Origin of the sequence: Methanoculleus horonobensis, from assembly GCF_001602375.1 — an archaeon.
In the GTDB taxonomy this organism is placed as follows: Archaea; Halobacteriota; Methanomicrobia; order Methanomicrobiales; family Methanoculleaceae; genus Methanoculleus; species Methanoculleus horonobensis.
Window position 1 is genome coordinate 294046 of the sequence record NZ_BCNY01000015.1, and the last position, 25011, is coordinate 319056.

Below are 25011 nucleotides of genomic sequence, written 5' to 3' on the forward strand. Positions count from 1 at the left end.
TCGGTTACGCCTCGGCGACGCCGAGGGCGGTGAGCATCTCTTCGAGGGGGACGCCGTGCGCCTGGGCGGCTTCCCGGATCGTCTCGTTGTTTGCGATGGCGCAGCCAAGGCAACCCATGCCGAACCGGAAGAGTACCTGTGCCGATTCGGGCTTCTCCCGAAGGAGTTCCGCGATTGTACTGTCCGCAGTCAATGCCATGCATCAGCTGTATGGCCTTGCCCCTATATATACATTCAAGTATCGGGTGCAGAGGTGCCCCGATTTGCTCGCGGACACTTAAACGGCGCATTCGCCCACCCCGGTAGGTGCGAGCAACCAGCGACCCGCATGGATACCGCCCCCTCCGGTCAACGGGGACATGTGCGTCGTGTGATAATCGGGACGACCGGCTCCTGCCGTGCTCTCTTCCGGAACGGGCGCACGGCGGGCGTTCAGGGTAGACCCCGAACTTACTTTCACATCGCGGGCCGAGTCTTAATACCCTCGCGAGGTGAAGTACAGACCGGAGATGTAAGTATGACCCTATCAGAGGTAACAGAGAGAATCTCCCGGAAACTTGAAGCAAAAGGCGCACAGCCCGATCGGCAGAAGATCGAATCACGCCTCCGCCGTCTCGTCGAGGAGTTCGGCGTCAACGCCGACGAGGCCGAACGAACCGTGACGGCCGATCTCGCCCGTGAGTACAATGTCACCGGTGTCGGAAGCTCCTCCACCGAGCTCCGCCCGATACACGAGATCGTCCCCGGCGAGTGGGTCACGATCGAGGGAAAGATCGTTGCACTGACCCCGCCCGTCTCGCCCTCGATCGCACAGACCGGGATCATCGCCGACTCGAGCGGCGCCATGCGTTTTGTCACCTGGGCACGGGGGAACCCCCCGGCGATGGAATACGGCCACTGGTACCGGCTTGAGTCCGCGGTCGTCGACGAGTACAAGGGTGCGCCGAACCTGAAGATCCACTCCGGCACCACGATATCCCGGGTGGAGGAAGATACCCCGCTTCTCCCCTCGATCACGCCGATCGCCGAGCTGAAGCCCGGTGTCGGGAGCGTGCGGGCTAAGTTCATCCAGGAATGGGAGGCCTCGCACGACCGGATGCTCCAGACGGGGCTCCTCGGCGACGAGACCGGCACCATCAAGTTCGTCATCTGGAAGGAAGAGGGAGCCGGCTCCTCCGGAACCGGCCCGGCGGCTCCAAAGGAGACGCTCGGAAAAGATAAACTGGAGCTCGATGTCGTCTACAACGTCTTCTACGCCACCGTCGACGAGTACAACGGCAGGCTCTCCCTCGCCCTGAACACCGCGATGTACATCGCCGACGAGGGCGATATCGAGGTCGGGCGAGCCGAGACCGAGATCCAGGGCGCTCTCGTCCACGTCGCCCCCGGCTCGGGCCTGATCAAGCGCTGCCCGGTCGAGGGCTGCAACCGGACGCTCTCCCGGCAGAACTACTGTCCGGTGCACGAGATCCAGCCCGAGTTCCGTTACGACCTCCGCCTGAAAGGAGTTCTGGACGACGGCGTGCGTGCCAGGAATGTCCTGATGCAGCGCGAGGTCGTCGAGGCCCTCACGGGAATCACCCTTGAAGAGGCCGTCCAGATCGCCGAGACGAATCCGCTCGGCATGGACGAGATCTTCTATCGGATCAGGAACGCGGTGCTCGGGCGCTACTACACCTGCGGCGGGAACGAGTTCGGCGGCAGGCTGCTCGTCAACTCCTGCAATCCGATCGTCTTCGAGCCCGCGGAACTGGCTGGCCTGCTGAACCGCGCCGGGGGTGAGCCGGCATGAAGCCCCAGGGCACGTTCGAGCGCGAACCGGCTCGCAGGGTCTTTGCATCCGAGCTCCGCGAGACCCGCTACCAGTTCAAGGACGGCGAGGACGAAAAGAGCCCGACCTACGTCATCCTCCCGAGCGGGATCCGGAGCAACCGGATCTTCATCGTCGGGACGCTGACGGAGAAGCAGCGGCAGGGCGACCAGAATATCTTCTACCGCGGAAGGGTGGTCGACCCGACGGGCACCTTCTTCATCATGGCGGGCTCCTACCAGCCCGAGGCGATGCAGCAACTTGCCCGGATAGAGCCGCCGGCCTTCGTCGCCGTCGTCGGGAAACCGAACCTCTACACGACCCCGGACGGGAACTGCCTGGTCTCGGTCCGCGTGGAGTCGATCACGGTCGTGGACCGCGAGACCCGCGACCTCTGGGTGCTCGATACCGCTCGCGAGACCCTTGACCGGCTCGACGCGTTCGGCACCACCGACGACTCGAAGAAGGCCCAGGAGGAGTACGGGACGCAGCCCGACCTCTACCGGAAGATCGTCTACGACGCTCTCTCCCAGGTGCAGTTGTAGGGCCGCGCTCTACCTCCGAAAACTCTTTTTTTGGCGGGCAACTGCCATTCTTTCGTGGGGATGCTCCCGAACGCTGCCGCATCTGTTGCGTGATCCCTTGTCCCCGGTTACAGCAGCTCTTTTCCATGAAGGGCGGTATGAAAGCGCCAATCTGTAAAGAGACTGGACAGAAAGAGTATATAGCAAAAGACTCGATTCTTACGCTGGCGATGCAGTCCCGGTTCCGATGCGAGGAACACGGGCGGAACAGTCTGAAGACACCTTCATCATGAACCGAAAAAAGATACTCACCTTCATCCTGGTCTTTGGAACCCTCTCTCTCATCTCGGCAATCTCTTACCTCGTAGACGTCTGGGAGGAGGGAGCGAAGAGCGGTTACGCCCAGGTCGTCTTCATGATAGGCGTGGTGCTGGGCATAATAGCGAGCCTCGCTCTCACCCGGATCGAGCCATGGATAACGGAGAGATACAACGGTCAGGAGTAGCCGGAACAGAGGATTTTCCGGGAGGAATCACTCCTCCGGTTCCTGCCGGGCGCCCTTCCACTCCCCCTTCAGTTCAGGGTAGTCCGCGAGGATCTTGCTGACCGTGCTCCTGCTGACGTCGAACATCCGGCAGATCTGGCTGATGCTCGTCCCGGCCTGCCGCACCGTGAGGAGAGCCTCGACCTGCCCCTCGTTGAGCGCTTTCGGCCTCCCGATGGGCCGCCCGTCATCCTTCTTCGTCTTCTTCGAGACGACCGGGGCGGCTTTCCGGGCACTCTCGCGGTACTGCTCCATGTACTCGATGAAGTTGCCGATCGCCGCTCTCCTCTGGTCCGGCTCGTCCCGGAATCCGAAGAAGTCGTTGTTCACGCAGTAGACGGTGTACTGCTCGTTTAGGGTCTTGAGTGCGGCAAGTCCGGCGTCTGGATCCCTTGCGAGGCCCGCAAGGTCGTGGATGATGATATCGGGACAGTTATTGGCGCCGCAATACTCCAGCATCTCCATAAATCCCTTCCGCTTCTCCGGGGGCGTTGCATTTGCCCGGTGATCGTGGAAGATTTCAACAATCTGGAACCGATACTTGCAAAAGTCCTCGACTTCCCCCTTTTGTGCTGCGAAATCCCCCTTCTTTCTCGTATTTAAGTATGCCACAGCATCTCTTTTCATCCGATTATGGTGCCGTATAATCGTATATATTGTTTTTGAAAACACACGCACCGTGCCGTTTTGCGGCGCAGCCGGAGAGCCCGGGGAGGTTGCAGGCGATGTGCTAAAAGGTCGGCGGGAATACTTTTCGGGCGGTACACCCTGCCGGATGGATGGAAAAAGAGGTGAGCATTACCCCTGTTGTTTCAGGGATTCCCACCGGTCAAGAACGTCCTGCCCCTCGATGAAGACGAGCCCGTGCTTCCTCGCATACTCCATCGCACCTTCTTTCGTGAGGGCAAACCCCGTCTCGTCGTCCAGCATCTCGCAGATCGTGACCGCCGGGGTGACGTCGGCCATGGTCGCGAGCGCGATCGAGAGCTCGGTCTGCCCCCGCCGCTCATCGAGCAGCCGTTCGGCGGCCCGGAGAAGCGCCATGTGCCCCGGCGTCCGGAAGTGCGCCGCAAAGTCGTGCCCGCCGCCGTTGAGCGACTTCTTCACCTCGTCCGCGATGGCGGTGACCGTCAGCGCCCGGTCACGGTCCGTCACCCCGGTATAGGTCTCGCGGTGGTTCACCCAGAGGGAGAACGAGGAGTGGTTCTTCGGGTCGTACGGGACTTCCCCGTCCCTCTCAACGAGGCTGCAGGCCCGCAGGACCTCGTGCGCAAACGGGAGCCCGAGCCTCTTTGCAGCCTCGGGGTGAACCGCCGTGCAGATCAGCCCGCCTCCGTCTTTACGCATCTGTCGGATGTGGGCAGGCGTGACGGCGTCCGAGCGGATTGCGAAATCCGTCTCGCGCTCGCGGTTGTCAAAGTCGTATAGCAGGACGAATTCGCCCCTGGCAAGGGCCTGTATGGCTGCATCAATCATGGGTAATCTCCACCTCGATCGTATCGTTATCGTTCAGGTTCAGGGCTTTGCGGAGTTCGCACCCGGCGATGACCTCGATGATATCCTCCGGGTAATGGGTTCGGGAAGGGACGACGATCGCGCATTTGTGCCCCCCGATACGGCAGGGGATCACACTGGCGCCGCCGAACGTCCGCTCGTTTGCAGTAAATCCGGGGATATCGATCCAGCCGGCGTGATCGAGTTGTTTGCGGGCCTCGATGCTCGCCGCATCGAGCCTGATGTTCAGGGTTCCCGGGAAGGGTTCGAACCCGAGACACCCGCCGAACTTCTCCTTGTAATGAGGGATGCTCATGTAGTAGCGGCCTTCCCCGAGCCCGCTGATCACGGTTCCTGTCAGGGTATACCGCCTCTGATCCGGGTTGAAGATCCGGACGTAATCCGTGTATTCCCGCTTCAGGGTCTGCTCGCCCTCGCGAGTGACGGCGACGTACTGGCCGTCGGACTTCATCGTTCGGACGACGAACTGCTGCCGCTCAAGCGCAATCAGCCTCCGCGAAGCGGTCTGGGGGCTGATACCCAGAACGCTGCCGAGCGACTGCGACGAGAGCCAGATCGGTCCCCGGCACCCGCCGAGCAGGGCGATCGTCTTCAAGGACTGCAGATCTTCCGCTTCAACCATCATACCATAATTGAGATGCATACTATATACGGGTTGCGCAACGATCCCGCCCCCCGGACTTCGTGAAATGTCGATGTGCGATACGCTAATTATTTAAGTCGGGGGTGCTGACATTACCTGCATGAAATCCGGGGTGCGGCATCAACTTGCCGAGAAAATGGCAGGAGAGATCACACTCTCGGACTCACCGGGTCAGGCCCTCAAGAAGTGGCGGCAGAGCTTCAACATCCCCCAGGGATTGCTTGCCGAACGATTGGAGGTCTCTCCCTCAGTTATCAGTGATTACGAAAGCGGACGACGAAAGAGTCCGGGAACTGCCATCGTCGGTAAAATCGTCGATACGATCCTCTCGATCGACGAGGACAACGGCGGTCGGTTCATCAACAAATTTGCGAAAATCCTGTACAGCGAATTCGACGAAGACGTCATCTACGACATCCACGAGTACGCGTCCCCGGTGGCCCTCTCCGACTTTGCGGAGGCCATCGGTGGCGTCATGCTCTGCGGCCCGACGGATCAGACCATCTACGGGTACACGGTGATCAACAGCCTCAATGCGATCCTCCAGCTCTCATCGAGCGAGTTCAACCGCATCTACGGCTGGAGCACGGAACGTGCCCTCATCTTCACCGAGGTCTCGACCGGAAAGTCCCCGATGGTGGCGATCCGGGTCACGCCCTTCAAACCGCGTTGCGTGGTGCTGCAGGGCATCGGCCCGGAAGAGGTGCACCCACTGATTCCGGGTCTCGCGGAACGCGACCGGATCAGCGTACTCTGCACAAGGATGGACGTCGAGGCGATCATCGGTTCACTACGAGGAAAACTATGGTAGGCATCTACTCATACGGCGTCTACATCCCGCGATACCGGATAAAAGTCCCGGAGATCGCGCGGGTCTGGGGCGCCAACGCAGACGACATCATGAGAGGTCTCGGGGTCTTTGAGAAGTCCGTCCCCGATCTCGATGAGGATACCGCAACGATCGCCGTCGAGGCGGCACGCGCCGCTCTTCGGCGGAGAACCGTCGACACCGAGGCCATCGGGGCCATCTACGTGGGGAGCGAGTCGCACCCCTACGCGGTCAAGCCCACGGCCTGCACGGTCGGCGAGGCGATCGGGGCGACCCCGAACATGACCGCCGCCGACTACGAGTTCGCGTGCAAGGCGGGAACGGCAGGCATCCAGACCTGCATGGGCATGGTCAAGAGCGGGATGATCCCACTCGGAGTCGCCATCGGTGCGGACGTGGCGCAGGGCGCTCCCGGCGACGCGCTCGAGTACACGGCCGCGGCCGGCGGTGCGGCGTTCGTCATCGGCAACGAGGACGTCATCGCCGAGATCAACCACACCTGCTCGTTCACCACCGACACGCCCGACTTCTGGCGGCGCGAAGGCCAGAACTACCCCCGCCACGGTGGGCGGTTCACCGGGGATCCCGGTTACTTCAAGCATGTTCAGGGTGCGGCGCGTCTGATGCTCGATGCGATGAAGACAAGCCCGAAAGACTACGATTACGCCGTCTTCCACCAGCCCAACGCGAAGTTCCCGCAGCGGGTGGCGAAGATGCTCGGGTTCACGGACGAGCAGATCCGGCCCGGCCTCGTCGTCCCGAAGCTCGGGAACACCTACTCGGGGGCGTCGATGATCGGGCTTGCGGCTACGCTCGACGCGGCGAAGCCGGGTGACCGGATCTTCGTCACCTCGTTCGGGTCGGGAGCCGGGAGCGACGCATTCGACATCACGGTGACCGACGCCATCGAGTCCGCTGAGTTCGATCGGACGGCGGCGCCGAGCGTGGAGAAACTCCTCGCGAATCCGACATACCTCGACTATGCACTGTATGCCAAACACAAGGGAAAGATCGTGATGCAGAAATGAGAGACGTAGCAGTAATCGGAGTCGGGTGCACGGAGTTCGGCGAGCACTGGGGAACCTCGTTCCGCGACCTCTTCGTCAAGGCCGGGGCGCTCGCGCTCGAGGATGCCGGGGTCACCGGTGAGAAACTCGACGCTCTCTACGTCGGGAACATGAGCGCCGGCCGGTTCGTCGAGCAGGAGCATATCGGCGCCCTGATCGCGGATTACGCCGGACTGGCGACGAACAACACCCCCTCGACCCGTGTGGAGGCGGCCTGCGCCTCCGGCGGGCTCGCCTTCCGGCAGGCGGTGATCGCGGTCGCGAGCGGCATGGAGGATATCGTCGTCGCCGCGGGCGTCGAGAAGATGACCGACGTCGGGACCGGGGCGAGCGTGGACATGCTCGCGAGCGCCGCGGACCGCGAGTGGGAAGGGTTCGCCGGGGCGACCTTCCCCGGGCTGTATGCAATGATTGCAAACGACTACATGCACCGCTACCCCCTCACCCGGGAGCAGCTTGCACAGGTCGCGGTGAAGAACCACGAGAACGGCGCGAAGAACCCGATCGCACAGTTCCGGAACCGAATCACGGTCGATACGGTTCTAAATTCGTCGCTCGTGGCCGACCCCCTGCGGCTCTTCGACTGCTCGCCGATCACCGACGGTGCGGCGGCGGTCGTGGTGGTGCCGCTCGAGCGTGCCCGCGAGTTCACCGATTCGCCGGTCAGGGTGCTTGCAAGCGCCCAGGCGAGCGACACCATCTCGCTCCATGACCGGCGGGAGATCTCGACCCTGGACGCATCGGTCGCCGCAGGCAAACGGGCGTTCGCCCAGGCGGGCCTCACCCACAAGGACATCGACATGGTGGAGGTCCACGACTGCTTCACGATCGCGGAGATCTGCGCAATCGAGGACCTCGGGTTCTGCAAGAAGGGCGAAGCGGGAAGACTCACCGCGGACGGGGCAACCGCCCTCGGCGGGGAGATCCCGGTGAACACGAGCGGCGGCCTGAAGGCCTGCGGCCACCCGGTCGGTGCGACCGGGATCAAGCAGATCTACGAGATCGTCAGCCAGCTCCGCGGCGAGGCCACCGGCCGGCAGGTGGACGCGGAGATCGGTATGGCGCATAACGTCGGCGGCACCGGCGCGACGGTCGTCGTGCACATCCTGGGGGCCTAACCATGTCGGTTTCACGGTTCTGGAGAAAGATCCCGCAGCGCTACAACCTCGTCGGGACGAAGTGCACGACCTGCGGGCGGCACTTCTTCCCGCCCCGGTCGCTCTGCCCCGACTGCCGGCGGAGCGGCAACATCGTCGACCACAAGTTCACCGGCGAAGGAGCGGTCGTCACCTACACGGTGATCCGGTCGGCAAGCGACCAGTTCGAGCACACCACTCCCTACGTCCTCGCGGTCGTGGAACTCGACGAGGGGCCGAGGCTCACCACCCAGATCGCATGTCCCATCGAGGATATTAAGATCGGGATGCGGGTCAAAAGCGTCTTCCGCCGGATAGCGGCGGACGGCGAGAGCGGCACCATCCACTACGGCACGAAGTTCGTGCCGGTGGAGTAACGCTACCTCCCTTCCGGGTTGACAGGGTTTTTCCGCGCTCTGCGCGGGATTGAATCACGCCCTATACTTCTTTTTTGGCTCACGCGAAGTCCGTGTGGGCGTTGGTGCTCTCTTTCGCACCTTACGATGCTCAAACTCTGCCTGCCCTTCTACCCTGCTGATGCCCTGTGGTTACACATTACACGGATTCCGTGGGAGTATCGCCATAGGGGGAACGACGTCCTGAAAGGACGGAGTTCGAGCACCGAAGGTGCGAGGCGCGAACGCAGTGAGCGTGAGCACCGTTAGGTGCGAGGTGGGGCTGACGGGGAGGGGGGATGCTCCCCCCTCCCCTGTCCCCTCCCCCTGCAAGATGATATCCCCACGGAATCCGTGCCAGATGTAGCCATAGGAGATTCAAAGGATAGGAACTCAGGGACCCCAGGTGCGAGGTGCGATGTTCCGCCAGGAACGACTGTCTGCAAGATGTGATGGCCCGCGGGGTGCGACGAACGGAACGTCCGGAGCTTGAGAAGACCAAAGGTCTTCGAGAGGAGCAGCCCCTCTCGCAATCTCGCTCTCCCATGATGCGATGGGCGATGGAGAGCGCGGGAGGAAAATACCAGGTCGGCAAAAAGAGCAAGATATTCGATCACTGAGGATGCAGGGGCTGCACTCCTCAAACCTCCTCACTCCCCTTTCTCCACGGCGATATCATACACCGCGTGCCACTTCCCCGGCGAGTAGGTCCTGACCTGCCGCTCGACGACCTCGCCATTGGTAACCTCGCGGATCAGGGGGAGGTATTCGCCCTCCTGCTCCTCGAGGGCGTAGAGGTGAATCGTGCCGCCGTCCCGGCAGAGGGCGGCCGCCGCCGGGAGGAACTCCGGCGCGGCGAGGGGGAGGTTCATCACGACCCGGTCGAAGGGAGGAAGCCCGAGCCGGGGGAGGTGCGCGGCGTCGGCGAGCATCGGGATGACGTTACCCGCCCGATTGAGCGCGATGTTCTCGATCAGGAGGTGGACCGCGGCGGGGTTGAGGTCGGCGGCGACGACGATCCCCGCCTTCCCGGCGAGGGTGATCGCGAACGGCCCGACACCGGCGAACATATCGAGCACCTGTTCTCCCTCTCCCATCGCTCCGAGAATCCGCTGCCGCTCGGTCGAGAGCCGGGCGGAGAAGTAGGCAAGGGAGAGATCGACATCGAAGGAGTGACCATACTCCGTCACCCGGGTGCGGGTGGTGGGGACTCCTGCAAGGACGGAGAACCGGCGGGTGCGGTACTCCCCCTCGACCGCGGTCTCGGGAAAGAGCACCGTCTCAAGCGACGGCCGGGAGGCGAGCAGCCGCTCTGCGCCCCCGGAATCGTTCTCCTGCATGATGGCAATCCCGCCCACGAGCTCGTGGCGGGGGAGGTCGAGACGTTCCGGCACCGCCTCGAACTCGCACCGGACGGCACCCGGAACCTCCTCCGTCACCGGGAAGAGGATGGCGTCACCCTCCGGACGCGGGCGGAACCGCCGGTCGAGGAGCCCCTCCTCGAGCAGCCGGCGCCGCGTCCCTTCAGCCTCTCGTCTCGGCACCGCAAGGCACCACTGTTCTTCTCCCACATCGACCACCAGCCATCTTTAGGTATGAGTTCTCATACTTATTCATGGATGAGTATATCGAGAGGCTGAAAGACGGGTCTCTCAAACTCTACGCTCTCGAGAAGGAGCTCCCCCCCGAGGAGGCCGTCCGGGTGCGCCGGGCGTTCGTCGAGGGGGAGACCGGCACCGCCCTCCCGAAGGTCGGGTCGTTCACCATCGGGCTTGACCGGGTCGTGAAGCGCAACATCGAGAACATGATCGGCACGGTGCAGGTGCCGCTCGGTGTCGCGGGGCCGCTCCGGGTGAAGGGCGAGTACGCCGACGGGTCCTACTACCTCCCGCTCGCGACGACCGAAGGGGCACTCGTCGCCTCGGTGAACCGCGGCTGCTCCCTCATCACCCGGGCGGGGGGCGCGGACGTCCGGATCATGCGGGACGGGATGACCCGGGCGCCGGTCTTCGCCGCCCGCGATGTGGGTCACGCCCACGATGTAGCGGCCTGGGTCGAGAGCCACACCAGAGAGATCCGCGAGGCTGTCGAGAGCACCACGAAGCACGGCGAGTTCCGTGAAGCCACCACCTACGTCGCCGGTACAAGCGTCTTCGTCCGGCTCGAACTCGACACAAAAGACGCCATGGGGATGAACATGGCGACGATCGCGGGCCAGAATGTGGGTGAACTCATCGAGCGGGAGACCGGGGCCCGGCTCGTCGCCACATCCGGGAACATGTGCACCGACAAGAAACCGGCGGCGATCAACCTGGTCAGGGGCCGGGGGAAGACCGTGGTCGCGGGCGTACGGCTCACCGATGCGATGGTCGTGGATCTCCTGAAGACCGACGCGGAGACGCTCATCGAGGTCAATTACAGGAAAAATCTGGTGGGCTCGGCGCGGGCAGCCTCGTTCGGGTTCAACGCCCACGCGGCAAACGTCGTCGCCGCCACCTTCATCGCCTGCGGGCAGGACCCCGCCCACGTCGTCGAGGGGAGCACCGCGATCACCACCGTCGACCGGGTGGACGGCGGGGTCTACGTCTCGGTCACCCTCCCGTCGCTCCCCGTGGGAACAGTCGGCGGCGGGACAGGGGTCGATACCCAGCAGGAGTGCCTCGCGATGCTCGGGGTCGCCGGGGGTGGCGAGCCGCCGGGAACCCACGCAAAGGCGCTCGGGGAGATCATCGCCGCCGGGGTGCTCGCCGGCGAGCTCTCCCTCCTCGGCGCCCTCGCGGCCCAGCACCTTGCCCGGGCACACCAGGAGCACGGGCGAGGGTGACGGCCGGGTGCTCCCCGGCGCTGCTGTGGTGCCGGGGAGTAAGGGTGCATGAGAAGATTTAAGAGGCGCGATCGTCGTAAGTACTTCTTGGGCATGAATCCGGGAGCAGATATCTATACCCTTCTCATCCAGAAGCGGGATGAGATCTTATCCTCGCACCAATCGGTGCTCGCACTCCGGTTCTGATGAACCATCGTGTCTTGCGCACCGGAGGGGAGCCAGAAACGTGCGGGTGTTCGGATCCGTGGCACGAAACGAAGCCAGGGAAGACAGTGATATCGACCTCTTGATCGATCTCGATCCCGACCGGAGTCTCCTTGACGTGGGCGGTCTTGCGATGGATCTCTCGCTCCTGCTTGGTCGTTCGGTCGATGTTGTGACCGAAGCGGGACTTCGGGAGCGTATCCGATCGAGGGTCTTACAGGAAGCGCGGCTGTTATGAGAGATGATCGTGAACGGCTGCTGGATGTTATCGAAGCCATCGAACGGATTGAGAGAGTATCGGCCCGAGGGCGCGAGTACTTCTACGATGACGAGATGGCGTAGCGTCTCGGGTGATCCACCACCTTCAGATCATCGGGGAAGCCGTAAGGGGGATTTCATCAGAGTTCAGGGCCGAAAACCCGGGAATCCCCTGGACGGAGATCATCGGCATGAGGAACGTCCTTATTCACCACTATTTTGGGATCGACCGCGATGCAGTCTGGAACGTGGTCGAACACGATCTGGTGGAACTGAAAAGCCAGATCCTGTCCAGGGTCGGGGAGTAGGGGCACGTGGAGCGGTAGTGAGCGGCTCCGGTTCTACGAACCGTCGCAAGTCGAAAACGCTTCGCGTTTTCTCCCGCTCCGCTCCTTGCGGAGCGTCGCGTCTAGAACCTGAACCACTTCATCATGACCAGGGCATCTTCCTCGTTCGCGTAGTATGCGGCGACCTGGAAGACCTCGCGGTAACCGAGGCGGCGGTAGAACTCCTGCGCCCCGGTGTTCGTCACCCGGACCTCGAGCTGGACGGCGCTCGCACCTAACACAACGTACTCCCGCTCCAGGCGGCGGATGAGATTCCGTCCGATTCCCTGGCGCCGGTACCCGGGGGCGACGGCGAGGTTCATGACATGGCCGTATATCTCTTCCCCGGTGTCTTCAATGCCTCCGGCGACGAATCCGGCCACGTCACCGTTGTTTTTTGCTACGAAGAACGTCTCCGGATAGTAGGCAAGGGATTCCTGAAGTGTCCTCTCGTCCCAGGGGTCAGCGAAGGCCGTTCTCTCGACGGCGACGATCAGTGGAATGTCTGCGGGCTGTGCCCGGCGAATAATGAGTTGGAGCGGCATCATAGTCTCGGCCTCTCCCTTCTGGAGTGCCCTACCTAATATAGTGTCAGGAGACAAAATAGTAGGCACATACGAGTGGCGGTATTTATGGTTCAGATCTATCGTTTCGCAGCGGTCCGTCCGGGGCGGCCGTACTCCGAAAAAATCCCCTCCGTGCCCTACGATGTGGTGACGGCGGAAGAGGCCCGGGAATGCATCGAGAAGAATCCCTTAAGCTTCCTGCGGGTCAGCCGGCCGGATGCCGAACTCCCCGAAATACCCTCAAACGACGATCGGGTCTACCTGCGGTCGCGGGAGGTCTTCGACGGGATGCTCGCAGACGGCCTGATGCAGCGTGACCAGGAAGACGGGATGTACGTCTACCGGGCGATTCAGGACGGCGAGGAGTTCGTCGGGCTGGTCTGCTGCGTGGGGACAGAAGACTACGAGAACCGGACGATCCGGCGGCACGAACTCACCCGGTACGACAAGGAGGAAGACCGGACCCGGCACATCGACGTCGTCGGTGCCAACACCGGCCTTGTATTCCTGCTCTACCGTGACCCGGGCGAGGTCTTCTCACACCTCCACTCCCTCATCGACGGCGTCCAGCCCGACGGGAGCACCACGACCGCATCGGGCGTGCTCCACGAAGTCTACCGGATCGCCGATGAGGCCGCCCTCGCCCACCTTGAGGGCCTCTTTGCAGCGGTGCCGGAGACCTACATCGCGGACGGGCACCACCGGGCCAAATCGGCGGTGAACGTGGCGGAGAGGCGACGCAGCGTTGGCCGGTTCACCGAAGAGGCCGGGAAGTTCATGGCGGTCCTCTTCGCTCACGACCGCGTCCGCATCCACGGCTACAGCAGGCTTGTCACCGACCTCGGCGGCTACACCCTTCCGGGGCTCATCGATGCGCTCTTAACGGCCGGCTGGACCGTCCGCCCCTACGGGAAGGTCGACGCAGCGGGCTACCAGATCCAGCCGCTCACGGCCCAGGATGCGCCGGTGCACGTCATGCACTTCTACCTGGAAGGAACCTGGTACGAGGTCTCCCGGCCGGTCGCGGACCCCGACGACCTGATCGGGTCGCTCGACGTCTCGGTCCTCCAGAAAGATGTCCTCGAAGGGATGCTCGGGATCTCCGACCCCCGGGGCGACCCCCGGCTCCACTACATGGGCGGGGCAAAACCCCTCCATGAACTCGAGCGGCTCGTGGACACCGGCAAATACGCCTTCGCGGTAGCGATGCAGCCGGTACCGGTCGAGACGGTGCTCGCGATCGCTGATAGCGACGGTGTCATGCCCCCGAAATCCACCTGGTTCGAGCCGAAACTCCTCTCGGGGCTTGTCGTCCACACCATCGACTAAAATCCATATCACCACCTTTAACTCCTTTTTGCCCGATCATCTCTTATGATCACGATTGCGCTCCCGAAGGGGAGCCTTGAGGCGCAGACGCTCCAGCTCTTCAAGGAGGCGGACCTCGAGGTCCGGCGAACCGACCGCGACTACAACCCCCGGATCAATGATCCCCGGATCGGGAAGGTGAAGATCCTCCGGCCGCAGGAGATCCCGCTCTACGTTCAGATGGGTTACTTCGACCTCGGGATATCGGGGCTCGACTGGGTGCAGGAGAGCGGTGCCGACGTCGCCGAGGTTGCAAACCTCTCCTACAGCAAGACGGGCGACGGGAACGTCAAGATCGTGGTCGCGGTCCACCGCGACGAACCGGTAGAGGAGGTCGCCGCCATCCGCCCGGAGAGCCGGGTGACGACCGAGTACCCGCGGATCACGGAGCGGTTCTTCGCGAACCTCGGGATCCCGGTCAGCCTCTTTCCGTCCTACGGGGCATCCGAGGCGAAGGTTCCCGATCTGATGGACGTCGTCGTCGACCTCACCGAGACGGGGAGCACGCTCAAGAAGAACGGGTTGAAGATCGTCGGACAGATCATGGAGTCGCACACCGCGCTCCTCGCGAACCGCGACTCGCTCCGCGACCCCGAGAAGCGCCGGGAGATCGACGAGATCACGACCCTCCTCCTCGGGGTGATCGAGGCACGCCACCAGGTGCTCCTGACGATGAACGTGCCGTCGGCCGCGCTCGACCGCGTCATCGAGGTTCTCCCCGCGATGAAGAAGCCCACCGTCAGCAGGCTGCACGGCATCGAGTACTTCAGTATCCAGACGGTGGTGCAGAAAGGGCTCGTCAACGGCCTCATCCCGCCGCTCAAGGCCGCGGGTGCCGAAGATATCCTCGAGATCCCGATCGCGAAAATAGTGCGGTGAGGATTGGCGCCTCACTCACGCCGGGAATACTCCCGCGAGCAGGCGTAGCAGACGAACTTCCCGTCTTCGACCCGGACGCGGGATTCGGCGGTCATTTCGCCGCATTTCGCGCACGCCACCGACGAAAAGATCCGGGCCCGTTCGGGGATCTCGGCATCGACCTCGCGGATGATGAAGAGCTGCTCGGCGGGCGCCTTCAGGATGGCCTCGACGATCTTCTCCGTCCGCTTATGAAACTCGGCATGCTCCGCATCGGTTGCCACCCCCTGCATCACCCGCGCCCTGAGCGGCGCAAGGCCGGGGTCGAGCGAGTCGATGTTGAACGACGGGTTCGAGACCACGCGGATTGCGGCCCCGGTTTTACGATTTATGAACGTAAACGCGTGCTTGCCGTGATCCTTAAAGAGGAGGTTTCCTTTTCCTGCGGTGCAGCCGGTGAGAACCTGGATGGCATCGACGCCGCAGGCATCGGTCTCGGCGATGGTTACGAGTTCCTCATCCTCCGAGCGCCCGGAGCGGAGCCGCGCGAGGGCGACCTCTGCCGCCCGGTAGCCCGTCGCGAGACCGGGGCAGACGTGGCCGTGGAAGGCGGCCGCTTCGGCGAACCGGTCACCTGCTTCTCCCGGCTTGCCGGGGGGAATGGTACTACACATATGCTTACCCTGCATGAGCTGTTGTTACGAACTCGCGGATATATGTTACGATAGCGCGCCGGACCCCGCGGCCCGGTACGCCCGGCATATAAGGGCGGAACCACCCCATCCGGAGAGTCTGCGCCCGGAACGAAATATTTTTGCATTAGCCCGTCTGCACGTTTCCAATATCACGATTCGTGGGCAGATCTTTGAAGATGTAAGAGAGGTGGTTATTTATATGCCCTCGGGTATAATGACTGCTTTACATGAGAGTTCCCGGGGGAGTTCTAGCCCTGCTTGCCGCAGCCTGTATCCTCTGCACCGCGTGTGGCTGTCTCGACACATCCTCGCCGCCGCCATCGGGCGGCGGCATCACTTCCATCGATCTGCCGGAGCCGGAAGGTTACACCCTCACCGAGGCTCTCGCGGAACTCGATATCCTCAGGGTCGAAGGCGGCCTGAACATCACCGGCACCACGATGCACCAGGTGCTCGGGAACCGCGTAACCCTCGACGGCCGGGCAGCCGCCTGGGCCATCGGCCTTAAGGACGGGGAAGAGGTGCGCTGGCTGACCTCCGGCATCACGGGCTGGAGGGAGACCTCGCTTCGTGCTCCCCTGCCCGATGACGAGGTGAATATGACCGGGATCCTCTCCCCGGAGGACTTCCTCGCAGCGCAGGAAGGTGCGATCCGGCCGGCGATGGTGCGCCTCGATGCGAGCACGGTCGATATCATGCTCGCGGAGGGGGTCTACACCGTCACGATTCGCTCGAACGCCGGGGTAGAGGTTCTCGCGTTCCGGGCAGATAACGGGGAGGTGATCGTATAAAATCGGCAACCGACGACGGCGTGATGTCGCTTGACTTCCTCACGGGGTTCACGATCTTCATGCTCTCCCTGATCATGGTGGTGAGCATGGTGCCGGGGCTCCTTGCGGGCCTCCAGAGCAGCGGCATCGACTACGACGCGGTCGCCTACCGCACAGGGGTGATCCTCGCCGAGGATCCCGGTTGGCCGGTCTACCCGCCGTGGGAGATGAAGACCGAGGCATATAAGGACGAGATCAATCGGATGGGGCTCGCAGTCTCGAAGGAGACCCCGAACATCCTCCTCTCGACGAAGGTCAACGCCTTCTTCAATTCCTTCTTCACCGAGGACGACTACCGCGGCAAGGCGATCTTCGGCGATATTCCTTACTCATATAACTTCTCGCTCCGGAGTGCGGACGGGACATACAACAACACAACCGGCGGCACTCCCCCTTCCGGCCACGGCTACATCCGCCGGGCGGTGAAGATCAAGGAGCCGAGCACGGCGGTGATCAACGGCAGTTTTGCACCGCAATATACGTCGTCCACCTCAAACCAGGAGTTCATCGTCCGACTCAACTTCAGCCAGCTGCTCGACCCATCCGTCGACCCGGCCTACCGGGTCGACCCGAGAACCGAGCCGGTGAACATCACGATCACGGACTTCGATGATTACCTGAACGTGACACATTCCGCCACGAGCGCGACGCTCAAGAACGTGACGTTCTGGAAGATGGATCCGACGGCGCCGATGCCGCGGTTCACCAGGATTCCGTTCTCCTACAACACGGAGGATCCGGATCTCTATACCCTCTTCCTCGATGGGGGCCCTGACGACCTCGAACCGGGGGCTGAAGTCTCCAACAACATCTCCCTGGTCCTGAAACCGGCGGCCACCTCGATCTTCACCCTGGACCAGAACAGCATCCTGGATATCCGGTTTAACTTCGAGAACAACCCCCCGCAAACCCATATCACCGGCATCCACCACTACGACTACAACCAGACAAACGTCACCCGGTTCGACCTGAAGCCGGCTGTCCTGGAGGTGGCGATATGGTGAACGACAGAGGCCAGCTTTACACGATGGAGGGCGTCGCGGCCGGGCTCATCATGCTGCTCACCGTGTACATCGTCATCAGCACGACGAGCATCTACACCCCCGGCGACACGCACATCCCGGATATGCAGCTCGAACAACTCGGGAGCGACGTCCTCGCGATGATGGATACACCGGATGCGGATGGGAGCGAGAGTCAACTGACCACGCTCGTAAAGGGGGGAGCCCCGGACGGCGATACGCTCAAGGACAGATTCCTCGACTACTGCAAGATGCGGGCGGGAAGCGATGACGCCAACCTCAGGGCCCAGGCCTACCTCTCCTACAGGACAGCGAGCGGCAGCGTAAACACAACCCCGCTCTCTTCAGCGGACGCGGAGTTCACCGGGCGTGAGAACACCGTCCGGGTGACCCGGTGGGTGCAACTGGATGGGAGCCTCCTAGGTATGCCCGGAGACATGCGAACAGATCCTCAGGCCGTCCTCGTGGAGGTGCTGCTATGGCGTGCATGAACGAGGACGGCCAGTGGATCGTGCTGATGGGGCTTCTCGTCGCCGTGGGGCTCTTCTTCCTCGCGCTGATCATCAACCAGTCGGCGCTCGTCGGGCAGACGACCGCGGAAGGGGTGCTCGAGTTCCCGAAGAACGATATCCGGGACCTGCGGGAGGCTGTCTTTGACTATACGGATACGTTCGGGAGCGTTGACAATGGCACCACCGGGGCGGTTCGCCAGGACATCGCCATGATCTCCCTCGAACGAAAGAACGCCGTGGTCAATTTCTCGGTTGAATCGCAGGTGGAGGTCTCCGATCACTACCTGTACCCGATAACCATCCACTACTACAACGGGGTGACGGAGTACGATGAGAACGTGTATTACTGAGCCGCCGAACGAGGAGGGCGTCACGAGGCTGATGGAGTACGTCATCGTCAGCGGCGTGCTCCTCCTCCTGATGGTCGTCATGATCTTCACCGTCAACGCGGTCTTCATGGAGGGGCCGGCGAACAATCTCCGCTACCACGCCTTCGTGGATATCGGGAACGGAGTCAGCACCCGGATCGTCGATCTCTACGTGATCGCGCCCGGCAACGGAACGATAGCGACAAAGTTCGATATCCCCGACGACGTGGCCGGAGCAGACTATTTCGTGAACGCGGACATGACGGGCGCAAACCAGGTGATCCAGGTGCAGGGCGGCGGCATCCAGAGCCAGATCGCCATCGCCGGCATCGGAGCGACGAGGGGTGTCACCGGCAACACCACCGGCGCGGGATGGAACATGATCCACTATGACTCAAGCGGGGTTTAGGAGAAGATAACCGTGAAGATGAATGATAAGGCGGTATCGGAGGCAGTCGGGTTCGTCCTGATCCTCGGAATCGTCATCAGCGGCATCGGGCTCGTCACGCTCTACGGCTACCCGGTGCTCGTCAAGGAGCAGAGCAACACCGACGTAAAGAACATGGAGCGGGCGATGATCGTCATCCAGAACGATATGAAGAGCCTCTGCTTCAAGAACGTGCCTTACAAGGAGACATCGCTCCAGGTGAGCGGCGGGACGTTCGAGGTGATCAACGCCAGCCAGTACGGCTGCTTCATCAACGTCACGAACGGCACCACCCTGTTCCAGAAGAACTACACCGTAGGTGCACTGACCTACCGATCCGACCGGGGCACCGCGGTGACCACCCTTGAGAACGGCGCGGTGATGATACGCCAGGACGGGGCGACGGGGTCGGCGATGCTTGCGGAGCCGCGGTGGTTCTACGATAATTCCACGGATACGCTTGTCATCTACATCATGAACATCACCACCGACACGTTGATGGCGAAGTCCGGGATGACGACGGTGAGGATGGGCCTGGAGGGGTCCGAGACACAGTCGATCCCTGTTGCGCCCGGAGACAACGTGACGGTGGAGTATACGAGCAGTCCGTCGGGCGACTACTCGACGGCGTGGGAGAACTACCTGACCGGCGCCTCGGTCGGAATGCAGAGGTCCGCGCTTAACAGTTACTACGAACGGAACGATGTCAAGACACTTGTCATAAAAGAGTACAGGATCAAGATCCACGACATCTAAACTTTTTTGAACCTGATACAGCAGATCTTTGCCCGCTGCCCGACTCTTCACCGGGCAGACAGGCATGACGTAAAAAAGGGTGTCAGAGATACCGGTTCTTCCGGAGCCATTCCACCTGGGGTTTGGTGTAGCGGTAGATGATATCGCACTTCTCGTCCTGGAAACTCCAGGGGACGATCACCAGAATGTCTCCTTCCCGGATCCAGACCTTCTTCTTGATCTTGCCCTTGATCCGCCCGGTACGCGTCACCCCGTCGAAGCAGCGGATCTTGATATGATTTGCGCCCAGCATCAGTTCGGCGTTCCCGAACATCTCCCGGTTTCTCTTGTTCGGCAGGCGCACGCGGATAATTTCATCCCCCGATTCTCCTCCAGCGGATCCGGGCTTGCGCTTCGTAGGATCTGTCAGTTCATCAACCCCATGTTTCTGAGTGTCCGGTCTTTTGTGTGTCCAATTTATACAACTGCTAGGATATCAAATATTCTCCCGCAAGCGCAACGGGCGGCGCACCCGCTCCGGTTAGTTGCGTTGGTGTCCGGGCGGAAATACGGGAGATTGCCGCCGGGAAGGTTATGTATATCTGCCGGGAGTATCCATCCGGCGTCCCCATGGCATGCCGAAACCCCCCGCGCGGGATCTACCTCGCCTATACCGTCCAGGGACTCATACTCCTCGCCGCAGCCTCGAGCATCCTGGCGGGAGAGTACTTCCTCGGACTCGCGGCAGCCTTCGCGTTTCTCCTGACGATGGTACCCTCCCTCGTGACCAAAAACCTGCGGTTCTGCCTTCCCTGGGAGATCAACTTCCTCGTCGCCGCCTCCCTGTATATCCACGTCATGGGGCATGTCGGAGAGTATTACTTCACTCTCGCGCCCTACTACGACAAACTGGCCCATCTCGTCGCCTCGGTAACCGTCGGGCTCATCGCCTTCTTTCTCGCGCTCCTCGCCGAACGCCGGGGTGAGATCCGGCTGACGGGCCCGGCGATCGCCGTCTTCATCCTGGCGTCGACGCTCGCGGCAGGGGCCGCCTGGGAGATCTACGAGTTTACGGTCGACCAGGTCTTCGGCACGAACCTCCAGTTCGGCAACACCGATACGATGTCGGATCTCATCGTCGATCTGGTCGGTGGGGTGATCGTCGCCGTCTTCGCCGCTATCGCCTTCGCGAGGGGTGAAGAGCATCGGTTTACCCGGTTCTTCGCCGAACCGTCCCCCGGTGTGGAACCTCCCGAGATCATGGGCGATCCGATCGATCCGGCTCGCAGCCGTTGACCCAGTTGGATCCGATCCTGCGGATCGTATTTATATCTAAAAGATTGAATAAAATATAGTGAATCTGAAGGCCCCCAACGCGCGACATATGGCGATACTCATGCTCATCGTGCTTCCTTCCATGACCGGCTACATGGCCTGGGAAGCACGCGCCGTCGAGGTGACCGTTCTTGAGATCGACGGCGCACCCGAAGGCATCGTCTACATCACCGACCCCCACGTCAAGGGATCCAACATCGACCACGTCCGGGAGGTGATCGGCGAGGTCAATCGCTTGAACCCCACGCTTGTCCTGATCGGCGGCGACTTCGCCACCGGCGAGGAGGAAGACTTCACATCCCAGGAGGTATGGAGGTCGCTCGACGCACCGGCCTACGCCGTGCTCGGGAACCACGACTACCGGGTGGGGATCGACGGCCCGACGGGCATCGAGAGGACGCTCGCCACCCGGGCGTCGGCCGTGGTCGCCGCCGGCGCCTACGATCTCTCGGGCTTAAACGACGGTTCCGCCGACACCGCGTTCGCCGACGAACTTGCCGCGACGCTTGAAGAGAACGGGGTGAACATCCTCAGGAACGAATACGTCCGCGTTCCCGTAGGAGATGAGGAGATCGTCATCGTCGGGATCGACGACGGGTGGGCAGGGATGGCGGATCCGCCCGAGGTTCCGGCGACGGACGCGTTCACCCTCTACCTCATCCACGAACCCTCGTGCCGGGCGGACTGGGACGCCGACCTCATCCTCTCCGGCCATACCCACGGCGGCCAGTTCCTCTTCCCGGTCATCAAGCAGTTGAACGACCTCGGCGTCATCGAACTCACCGGCCTCTTTGATGGCGACGGGAAGACGCCGACCTATGTCTCCCGCGGGATCTGCACATCGAGTCTCGCGGGGGTGGAACTCCGGTTCAACTGCCAGCCCGAGATCGTTTTGATAAACCCGACCGGGGAGCAACTCCGGGCGATCGCCTGATCTCACGGTTCGAGAACGGCACGCGCCCGCCCGGCGATCAGCAGCACCTCCTTGAGGGGGATGCCCGCATCGCGGGCGATGGTCGCGGCGTCACCGTAGGCGACCTGCTTTGCGGTGACGACCCCGGCGGCGGCCAATCTGGTGGAGACCGACCGGCTCACCCCGGCAACGATCGTGATCGGGTAAGACTGCGTCTCCTCGATCATCGTCCGAAGGTTCTGCTCCTCCGGGTAATCCCACCCGATATGCCCGATCCCCCGGCAGGTGGCGTAGCGTTTCGCGTGCTCCGAGAGTTTGGTGTTGCAGACGATCAGGGCGCCGTCGATCGCAACGACGCACCGTCCCGACCGGAACCCCTCCTGAAGATCTTCGATGATAGCCCGGGCGATCCGGCCTTCGTCGAGACCAGTCACCCGGTGGTGGCTTGCGTGGTGCTTCACCTCGACAAAGATGGTGACGCCGTCTTTTTGTGCGATGGCATCCACCTCGTGCTCCCCGCACCGCCCGGCGAGAACGCACCCGGTTTCGACCAGGTAACCGTGCTCACGGAGGAGAACCCGCACGAACTCCTCGAAGTCCGGTTTCGGGCGCAGGAGGGCGAGCGCTCTCCGAAGGTTCGTCCGGTGCGCGACTGCAGGGCGGACGGCCTTTGCCCGGGCGCGGATCATCCGGAGAACTGCGGCGGTCCTCACCCCGTCCGGCACCGACGCCTCGATCTCACCGGCGATCCGTTCGGCCTCCTCCGCGCCGACGCCCATCCTTCGGAGCGTCCGCTGCACTTTCAGCCGATCGAACGGCTGCCGGCCGCCGTCGACCTTCGTGACGTGCTTCATCCAATACGATACCTCGGCATCCGGGACGAAAAGCGTTCGCTATCGGGTTCCCGGGGCTCCGGGCTGTAGCGTACACCGTTATCGTCTTTCAGATCCAACAGCACCTACGAGAACGATGGAGTCACTGCAACGCCCGGTTGTCCTGATCCTCGGCGCGGGAGCGGTCGGCCTCGCCCTCGCCGGGAGACTTGCCGCGGCTGGAGCGGTCTACGCGGCCTGCCGGCCGGTGCATGCCGGCGCGATACGGGAACGAGGCCTCACGATGGAGGGGGTCTGGGGAGATGGTATCGTCAGGGGGGTTATACCGGTCACGGGGCCGGCCGACGTTCCATCGGCGGTCGATTTCATCATCATCACCGCGAAGGGCACCGCCACCCGGGCGATCTGTGAGGAGTACGCCGGGGCGATCCGGGGCAGGCCGACGGCAAGCCTCCAGAACGGGATCGGGAACGAGGGGATCATCGCGGAGTACACCGATACCGTCATCGGCGGAACCGTGACGACGAACTTCTCGATCGCGGGCCCGGGCCACGTCCGGGTCTTGAGCGAGAGCGCCCCGATGCGGTTCGGGCTCTGGTCCGGCGGCGACGATGAGGTTCTGGAGAGGCTGATCGGAATCGTCCGCTCCGCCGGGATTCCGGTCGAGGCCGAACCCGATATCCGCGCCGGCAAGTGGGCGAAAGCCCTCCTCAACATTGCGGTGAACCCGATCTGCGCCCTCCTCCGCGCCCCGGTCGGGGTGGCCGCCGACGAGGAGATCCGCGGGATCGTCGACGGCCTCGTCCGCGAGACCTTCGCCGTCGCGGGTGCCGAAGGGGTGCGGCTCCCCTGGGCGACCGCCGACGACTACCTTGACTACCTCTTCGGCGTGCAGGTGCCCGACTTCGCCGCGGTCTACCCCTCCATGTACCACGACCTCCGGCTGGGGCGCCGGACGGAGATCGATCTCCTCAACGGCTGCGTGGCACGCCTCGGCGAACGCCACGGCATCCCAACGCCGCAGAACCGGTGCATCGCCGGTCTCGTCCGCTACATCGAGGCGCACCCGGACGGCCGGTGACGCTCACTCCCCGGCGAGTTTCGCGGCGAGCCTCCGGGCCGCCTCTTTTGCTTTTGCTTCCGTCGTCCAGAAACCGGTCTTTCCGACGGCATTCCCTTCCCGGTCGTAGAGATCTACATAGTAACCGCCGTCCTGGCGGGCGAACCGGACTTCGCCGACGATGCCGGGGCCGTATTCCTGCATGCCCAGATCTTATCGGCGGAGGGTTATGATGGTTCCGCGTCCTGCGGTTCTCCATGCGATGCGTGCGCGATCCCGCAGGGGGTGATGATCCTCATATACCAGGGCGGTTCCGGGGCGGAGAACGCCGTCGAGAACGTGAGAAGGAGCCTTCAGGTGAGGGGAATGCGGTTCGTCCCCCCGGCCGTGACGGTCGAGAGCGGGGTCGATGCCGGGCGGTTCGGCCCGACGATCGGTGAGTCCGCCCGGGCTATCGCGCCGATTGCCGCCCCTGCCGCGTCGGCTTTACAGCGTCAGCGGTATCCCGAGGAGGTGCAGCACCGCCGTGACGAGGACGCCGAAGACCCCGCCGATTGCACAGATCAGGACGGTAAGGATGTTTATCGGGATGTCAGGCCGGCCGACGAGTTGCATCAGATCGAGGAGGTTGATGAGCCAGAGCAGGATCACGCCCACGACGGCGTTGATGATGAGGGTGGTGACGCTCTTTACGACCTTGTAGAGGACGAACGCAAGAACGATCACCAGGATCAGAGCCAGGAGTCCCGTGAGTAAGCTCATACCGTGCGTATGACGCGCCCGGTATTGAACGTTCCTAGAGGTACCCGAGCGACTTGAAGACAGGCTGGAAGCAGACCCCCTCGCCGATCTTCACGCACCGCACCGCAGGATCCCCTTCGTAAGCGCCCATCGTCCGGCCGTCGCCGAGCTCGACCCAGTCGTGGACGGCAACACCCTTCCCGAGGAACTCGACGTGGAGGGCATTTGTCCGGAACGCCTCCGTATCCCAGATTATGATGCCGTGAACCGGACGGGCGGCAACGCCGTTTCGCCGGAGAACCTCCGTCCGGAGGAGCGCGAGGTCGGTGCAGTCGCCCACCCCGTGGGCAAGGGTCGCGTCGAGGCCCGTCGGAAAGAGGCGAGGGGCACCATCGACGCAGGCGAACGTTCTCCGGCCCACCTGGTCGACGAGGGCGTCCCCGGTATCTGCCGTGAGGGGTTTGGAGAGGAGGGCGATTCCATCCGCCCCTGCTTCTCCGACAGTCTCAAACCCGCTATCCCCTCCTCCGCCGTCATAGATCAGGTGCCCCTGAGGGATGAGGAGGGAGAGGAGGAAAATCGCGTTAATAATGCCCCAAACCACGTTATTTTCCCAATATAATTTAATGAAGTCCCAGATATATCAGGACTTCTATTTTTCTTTCTGAGATAT

General features: G+C 62.6%; 33 protein-coding genes. 21 read left to right on the plus strand and 12 right to left on the minus strand.

The window, feature by feature from the left end; all coding sequences use genetic code 11:
* Positions 1-4: 4 nt before the first annotated feature.
* Positions 5-199 carry a DUF1858 domain-containing protein gene (locus MCUHO_RS09090; RefSeq protein ID WP_067077202.1) on the minus strand — a complete coding sequence of 65 codons (195 nt, stop codon included), beginning with the start codon at positions 197-199 and terminating at the stop codon, positions 5-7.
* A gap of 318 nt (positions 200-517) precedes the next feature.
* Here MCUHO_RS09090 and MCUHO_RS09095 point away from each other — a divergent pair, with 318 nt between their 5' ends.
* The 3 genes from MCUHO_RS09095 (at position 518) to MCUHO_RS09105 (ending at position 2839) form a co-directional block, all read left to right on the plus strand.
* Positions 518-1792: a nucleotide-binding protein gene (locus MCUHO_RS09095; protein WP_067077207.1), complete on the plus strand. Its 1275-nt coding sequence runs from the start codon at positions 518-520 to the stop codon at positions 1790-1792.
* On the plus strand, positions 1789-2355 hold the full coding sequence (locus tag MCUHO_RS09100; protein ID WP_067077211.1) for an RPA family protein: 567 nt from the start codon (positions 1789-1791) through the stop codon (positions 2353-2355). The genes MCUHO_RS09095 and MCUHO_RS09100 overlap by 4 nt, the downstream gene beginning before the upstream one ends.
* Positions 2356-2623: 268 nt before the next feature.
* Positions 2624-2839, plus strand: coding sequence for a hypothetical protein (locus MCUHO_RS09105; protein ID WP_161485893.1), 216 nt, complete (start codon positions 2624-2626; stop codon positions 2837-2839).
* Positions 2840-2866: 27 nt separating this feature from the next.
* Here the strand turns inward: MCUHO_RS09105 and MCUHO_RS09110 are convergent, their stop codons facing one another.
* The 3 genes from MCUHO_RS09110 to MCUHO_RS09120 all read right to left on the minus strand — a co-directional run bounded on the left by MCUHO_RS09110 (position 2867) and on the right by MCUHO_RS09120 (position 5015).
* Positions 2867-3505: a recombinase family protein gene (locus MCUHO_RS09110; protein ID WP_067077219.1), complete on the minus strand. Its 639-nt coding sequence runs from the start codon at positions 3503-3505 to the stop codon at positions 2867-2869.
* 171 nt (positions 3506-3676) lie between these two features.
* Positions 3677-4354, minus strand: a complete 678-nt coding sequence (ribB, locus tag MCUHO_RS09115; RefSeq protein WP_067077222.1) for a 3,4-dihydroxy-2-butanone-4-phosphate synthase — start codon at positions 4352-4354, stop codon at positions 3677-3679.
* Positions 4347-5015 carry a DUF120 domain-containing protein gene (locus MCUHO_RS09120; RefSeq protein ID WP_067078807.1) on the minus strand — a complete coding sequence of 223 codons (669 nt, stop codon included), beginning with the start codon at positions 5013-5015 and terminating at the stop codon, positions 4347-4349. Before MCUHO_RS09120 ends, ribB begins: the two co-directional genes overlap by 8 nt.
* A 121-nt stretch (positions 5016-5136) precedes the next feature.
* Between MCUHO_RS09120 and MCUHO_RS09125 the strand changes: the two genes are divergently transcribed.
* Genes MCUHO_RS09125 through MCUHO_RS09140 form a run of 4 tightly spaced genes read left to right on the plus strand, consistent with a single transcriptional unit; the run spans position 5137 to position 8445 of the window.
* On the plus strand, positions 5137-5847 hold the full coding sequence (locus MCUHO_RS09125; RefSeq protein WP_067077226.1) for a helix-turn-helix domain-containing protein: 711 nt from the start codon (positions 5137-5139) through the stop codon (positions 5845-5847).
* A complete protein-coding gene (locus tag MCUHO_RS09130; RefSeq protein WP_067077229.1) occupies positions 5841-6893 on the plus strand; it encodes a hydroxymethylglutaryl-CoA synthase in 1053 nt (350 codons plus the stop codon). The genes MCUHO_RS09125 and MCUHO_RS09130 overlap by 7 nt, the downstream gene beginning before the upstream one ends.
* Positions 6890-8050, plus strand: a complete 1161-nt coding sequence (locus tag MCUHO_RS09135; RefSeq protein WP_067077233.1) for a thiolase domain-containing protein — start codon at positions 6890-6892, stop codon at positions 8048-8050. The genes MCUHO_RS09130 and MCUHO_RS09135 overlap by 4 nt, the downstream gene beginning before the upstream one ends.
* A gap of 2 nt (positions 8051-8052) precedes the next feature.
* Positions 8053-8445, plus strand: coding sequence for a Zn-ribbon domain-containing OB-fold protein (locus MCUHO_RS09140; RefSeq protein WP_067077237.1), 393 nt, complete (start codon positions 8053-8055; stop codon positions 8443-8445).
* Between the two features lie 668 nt (positions 8446-9113).
* Here MCUHO_RS09140 and MCUHO_RS09145 read toward each other — a convergent pair.
* Positions 9114-10034, minus strand: a complete 921-nt coding sequence (locus MCUHO_RS09145; protein WP_067078810.1) for a class I SAM-dependent methyltransferase — start codon at positions 10032-10034, stop codon at positions 9114-9116.
* A 44-nt stretch (positions 10035-10078) separates the two neighbouring features.
* Between MCUHO_RS09145 and hmgA the strand changes: the two genes are divergently transcribed.
* The 3 genes from hmgA to MCUHO_RS09160 all read left to right on the plus strand — a co-directional run bounded on the left by hmgA (position 10079) and on the right by MCUHO_RS09160 (position 12057).
* A complete protein-coding gene (gene hmgA, locus MCUHO_RS09150; protein ID WP_067077240.1) occupies positions 10079-11287 on the plus strand; it encodes a hydroxymethylglutaryl-CoA reductase (NADPH) in 1209 nt (402 codons plus the stop codon).
* Between the two features lie 244 nt (positions 11288-11531).
* Positions 11532-11729, plus strand: a complete 198-nt coding sequence (locus MCUHO_RS13010) for a nucleotidyltransferase family protein (RefSeq protein WP_235808231.1) — start codon at positions 11532-11534, stop codon at positions 11727-11729.
* A gap of 112 nt (positions 11730-11841) precedes the next feature.
* The gene (locus tag MCUHO_RS09160; RefSeq protein ID WP_235808232.1) at positions 11842-12057 is read left to right on the plus strand and encodes a HepT-like ribonuclease domain-containing protein; all 216 of its coding nucleotides are present in this window, start codon (positions 11842-11844) and stop codon (positions 12055-12057) included.
* A gap of 101 nt (positions 12058-12158) precedes the next feature.
* Here the strand turns inward: MCUHO_RS09160 and rimI are convergent, their stop codons facing one another.
* Positions 12159-12623: a ribosomal protein S18-alanine N-acetyltransferase gene (gene rimI / locus MCUHO_RS09165; RefSeq protein WP_067077248.1), complete on the minus strand. Its 465-nt coding sequence runs from the start codon at positions 12621-12623 to the stop codon at positions 12159-12161.
* 84 nt (positions 12624-12707) lie between these two features.
* Between rimI and MCUHO_RS09170 the strand changes: the two genes are divergently transcribed.
* Positions 12708-13970 (plus strand): DUF1015 domain-containing protein, encoded by a 1263-nt coding sequence (locus MCUHO_RS09170; RefSeq protein WP_067077253.1) that lies wholly within the window; start codon positions 12708-12710, stop codon positions 13968-13970.
* A 45-nt stretch (positions 13971-14015) separates the two neighbouring features.
* The gene (hisG, locus tag MCUHO_RS09175; protein WP_067077257.1) at positions 14016-14888 is read left to right on the plus strand and encodes an ATP phosphoribosyltransferase; all 873 of its coding nucleotides are present in this window, start codon (positions 14016-14018) and stop codon (positions 14886-14888) included.
* Positions 14889-14899: 11 nt separating this feature from the next.
* On the opposite strand, the gene MCUHO_RS09180 is transcribed toward hisG, so the two are convergent.
* Positions 14900-15541 carry an FmdE family protein gene (locus tag MCUHO_RS09180; RefSeq protein ID WP_067077261.1) on the minus strand — a complete coding sequence of 214 codons (642 nt, stop codon included), beginning with the start codon at positions 15539-15541 and terminating at the stop codon, positions 14900-14902.
* Positions 15542-15789: 248 nt separating this feature from the next.
* Between MCUHO_RS09180 and MCUHO_RS09185 the strand changes: the two genes are divergently transcribed.
* Genes MCUHO_RS09185 through MCUHO_RS09210 form a run of 6 tightly spaced genes read left to right on the plus strand, consistent with a single transcriptional unit; the run spans position 15790 to position 19477 of the window.
* Positions 15790-16353 (plus strand): hypothetical protein, encoded by a 564-nt coding sequence (locus MCUHO_RS09185; protein WP_067077265.1) that lies wholly within the window; start codon positions 15790-15792, stop codon positions 16351-16353.
* 23 nt (positions 16354-16376) lie between these two features.
* Positions 16377-17396, plus strand: a complete 1020-nt coding sequence (locus MCUHO_RS09190; protein ID WP_067077268.1) for a hypothetical protein — start codon at positions 16377-16379, stop codon at positions 17394-17396.
* A complete protein-coding gene (locus tag MCUHO_RS09195; RefSeq protein ID WP_067077272.1) occupies positions 17390-17905 on the plus strand; it encodes a DUF7288 family protein in 516 nt (171 codons plus the stop codon). The genes MCUHO_RS09190 and MCUHO_RS09195 overlap by 7 nt, the downstream gene beginning before the upstream one ends.
* On the plus strand, positions 17893-18276 hold the full coding sequence (locus tag MCUHO_RS09200; protein WP_067077276.1) for a hypothetical protein: 384 nt from the start codon (positions 17893-17895) through the stop codon (positions 18274-18276). Before MCUHO_RS09195 ends, MCUHO_RS09200 begins: the two co-directional genes overlap by 13 nt.
* Entirely contained in the window at positions 18257-18703 is a 447-nt protein-coding gene (locus MCUHO_RS09205) for a hypothetical protein (RefSeq protein WP_067077280.1), read from the plus strand. Before MCUHO_RS09200 ends, MCUHO_RS09205 begins: the two co-directional genes overlap by 20 nt.
* Before the next feature lie 18 nt (positions 18704-18721).
* Entirely contained in the window at positions 18722-19477 is a 756-nt protein-coding gene (locus tag MCUHO_RS09210; protein ID WP_235808269.1) for a DUF7289 family protein, read from the plus strand.
* Between the two features lie 82 nt (positions 19478-19559).
* Here MCUHO_RS09210 and eif1A read toward each other — a convergent pair whose 3' ends face one another.
* Positions 19560-19886 carry a translation initiation factor eIF-1A gene (gene eif1A / locus MCUHO_RS09215; protein WP_084385982.1) on the minus strand — a complete coding sequence of 109 codons (327 nt, stop codon included), beginning with the start codon at positions 19884-19886 and terminating at the stop codon, positions 19560-19562.
* Between the two features lie 200 nt (positions 19887-20086).
* On the opposite strand from eif1A, the gene MCUHO_RS09220 reads away from it, so the two are divergent.
* Positions 20087-20752: a hypothetical protein gene (locus MCUHO_RS09220; RefSeq protein ID WP_067078812.1), complete on the plus strand. Its 666-nt coding sequence runs from the start codon at positions 20087-20089 to the stop codon at positions 20750-20752.
* An 88-nt stretch (positions 20753-20840) separates the two neighbouring features.
* Positions 20841-21725: a metallophosphoesterase gene (locus tag MCUHO_RS09225; RefSeq protein WP_067077293.1), complete on the plus strand. Its 885-nt coding sequence runs from the start codon at positions 20841-20843 to the stop codon at positions 21723-21725.
* Between the two features lie 2 nt (positions 21726-21727).
* On the opposite strand, the gene MCUHO_RS09230 is transcribed toward MCUHO_RS09225, so the two are convergent.
* Entirely contained in the window at positions 21728-22558 is an 831-nt protein-coding gene (locus MCUHO_RS09230; RefSeq protein ID WP_067077297.1) for a restriction endonuclease, read from the minus strand.
* A 115-nt stretch (positions 22559-22673) separates the two neighbouring features.
* On the opposite strand from MCUHO_RS09230, the gene MCUHO_RS09235 reads away from it, so the two are divergent.
* Entirely contained in the window at positions 22674-23618 is a 945-nt protein-coding gene (locus MCUHO_RS09235; RefSeq protein ID WP_067077301.1) for a ketopantoate reductase family protein, read from the plus strand.
* Positions 23619-23621: 3 nt separating this feature from the next.
* Here the strand turns inward: MCUHO_RS09235 and MCUHO_RS09240 are convergent, their stop codons facing one another.
* From MCUHO_RS09240 to MCUHO_RS09250, 3 genes are all read right to left on the minus strand, one after another.
* Positions 23622-23801 (minus strand): hypothetical protein, encoded by a 180-nt coding sequence (locus tag MCUHO_RS09240; protein WP_067077305.1) that lies wholly within the window; start codon positions 23799-23801, stop codon positions 23622-23624.
* A gap of 282 nt (positions 23802-24083) precedes the next feature.
* Positions 24084-24359, minus strand: coding sequence for a pro-sigmaK processing inhibitor BofA family protein (locus MCUHO_RS09245; RefSeq protein ID WP_067077309.1), 276 nt, complete (start codon positions 24357-24359; stop codon positions 24084-24086).
* A gap of 34 nt (positions 24360-24393) precedes the next feature.
* A complete protein-coding gene (locus tag MCUHO_RS09250; protein ID WP_067077313.1) occupies positions 24394-24942 on the minus strand; it encodes a transglutaminase-like domain-containing protein in 549 nt (182 codons plus the stop codon).
* Positions 24943-25011 lie beyond the last annotated feature (69 nt).

Excerpts from the sequence above, each read along its gene's own strand:
- MCUHO_RS09090 (WP_067077202.1), bottom strand. The coding sequence starts at position 199 with ATGGCATTGACTGCGGACAGTACAATCGCGGAACTCCTTCGGGAGAAG.
- MCUHO_RS09095 (WP_067077207.1), top strand. The coding sequence starts at position 518 with ATGACCCTATCAGAGGTAACAGAGAGAATCTCCCGGAAACTTGAAGCA.
- MCUHO_RS09100 (WP_067077211.1), top strand. The coding sequence starts at position 1,789 with ATGAAGCCCCAGGGCACGTTCGAGCGCGAACCGGCTCGCAGGGTCTTT.
- MCUHO_RS09105 (WP_161485893.1), top strand. The coding sequence starts at position 2,624 with ATGAACCGAAAAAAGATACTCACCTTCATCCTGGTCTTTGGAACCCTC.
- MCUHO_RS09110 (WP_067077219.1), bottom strand. The coding sequence starts at position 3,505 with ATGAAAAGAGATGCTGTGGCATACTTAAATACGAGAAAGAAGGGGGAT.
- ribB (WP_067077222.1), bottom strand. The coding sequence starts at position 4,354 with ATGATTGATGCAGCCATACAGGCCCTTGCCAGGGGCGAATTCGTCCTG.
- MCUHO_RS09120 (WP_067078807.1), bottom strand. The coding sequence starts at position 5,015 with ATGGTTGAAGCGGAAGATCTGCAGTCCTTGAAGACGATCGCCCTGCTC.
- MCUHO_RS09125 (WP_067077226.1), top strand. The coding sequence starts at position 5,137 with ATGAAATCCGGGGTGCGGCATCAACTTGCCGAGAAAATGGCAGGAGAG.
- MCUHO_RS09130 (WP_067077229.1), top strand. The coding sequence starts at position 5,841 with ATGGTAGGCATCTACTCATACGGCGTCTACATCCCGCGATACCGGATA.
- MCUHO_RS09135 (WP_067077233.1), top strand. The coding sequence starts at position 6,890 with ATGAGAGACGTAGCAGTAATCGGAGTCGGGTGCACGGAGTTCGGCGAG.
- MCUHO_RS09140 (WP_067077237.1), top strand. The coding sequence starts at position 8,053 with ATGTCGGTTTCACGGTTCTGGAGAAAGATCCCGCAGCGCTACAACCTC.
- hmgA (WP_067077240.1), top strand. The coding sequence starts at position 10,079 with ATGGATGAGTATATCGAGAGGCTGAAAGACGGGTCTCTCAAACTCTAC.
- rimI (WP_067077248.1), bottom strand. The coding sequence starts at position 12,623 with ATGATGCCGCTCCAACTCATTATTCGCCGGGCACAGCCCGCAGACATT.
- MCUHO_RS09170 (WP_067077253.1), top strand. The coding sequence starts at position 12,708 with ATGGTTCAGATCTATCGTTTCGCAGCGGTCCGTCCGGGGCGGCCGTAC.
- hisG (WP_067077257.1), top strand. The coding sequence starts at position 14,016 with ATGATCACGATTGCGCTCCCGAAGGGGAGCCTTGAGGCGCAGACGCTC.
- MCUHO_RS09180 (WP_067077261.1), bottom strand. The coding sequence starts at position 15,541 with ATGTGTAGTACCATTCCCCCCGGCAAGCCGGGAGAAGCAGGTGACCGG.
- MCUHO_RS09185 (WP_067077265.1), top strand. The coding sequence starts at position 15,790 with ATGAGAGTTCCCGGGGGAGTTCTAGCCCTGCTTGCCGCAGCCTGTATC.
- MCUHO_RS09190 (WP_067077268.1), top strand. The coding sequence starts at position 16,377 with ATGTCGCTTGACTTCCTCACGGGGTTCACGATCTTCATGCTCTCCCTG.
- MCUHO_RS09195 (WP_067077272.1), top strand. The coding sequence starts at position 17,390 with ATGGTGAACGACAGAGGCCAGCTTTACACGATGGAGGGCGTCGCGGCC.
- MCUHO_RS09200 (WP_067077276.1), top strand. The coding sequence starts at position 17,893 with ATGGCGTGCATGAACGAGGACGGCCAGTGGATCGTGCTGATGGGGCTT.
- MCUHO_RS09205 (WP_067077280.1), top strand. The coding sequence starts at position 18,257 with ATGAGAACGTGTATTACTGAGCCGCCGAACGAGGAGGGCGTCACGAGG.
- MCUHO_RS09210 (WP_235808269.1), top strand. The coding sequence starts at position 18,722 with ATGAATGATAAGGCGGTATCGGAGGCAGTCGGGTTCGTCCTGATCCTC.
- MCUHO_RS09220 (WP_067078812.1), top strand. The coding sequence starts at position 20,087 with ATGGCATGCCGAAACCCCCCGCGCGGGATCTACCTCGCCTATACCGTC.
- MCUHO_RS09225 (WP_067077293.1), top strand. The coding sequence starts at position 20,841 with ATGGCGATACTCATGCTCATCGTGCTTCCTTCCATGACCGGCTACATG.
- MCUHO_RS09230 (WP_067077297.1), bottom strand. The coding sequence starts at position 22,558 with ATGAAGCACGTCACGAAGGTCGACGGCGGCCGGCAGCCGTTCGATCGG.
- MCUHO_RS09235 (WP_067077301.1), top strand. The coding sequence starts at position 22,674 with ATGGAGTCACTGCAACGCCCGGTTGTCCTGATCCTCGGCGCGGGAGCG.
- MCUHO_RS09240 (WP_067077305.1), bottom strand. The coding sequence starts at position 23,801 with ATGCAGGAATACGGCCCCGGCATCGTCGGCGAAGTCCGGTTCGCCCGC.
- MCUHO_RS09245 (WP_067077309.1), bottom strand. The coding sequence starts at position 24,359 with ATGAGCTTACTCACGGGACTCCTGGCTCTGATCCTGGTGATCGTTCTT.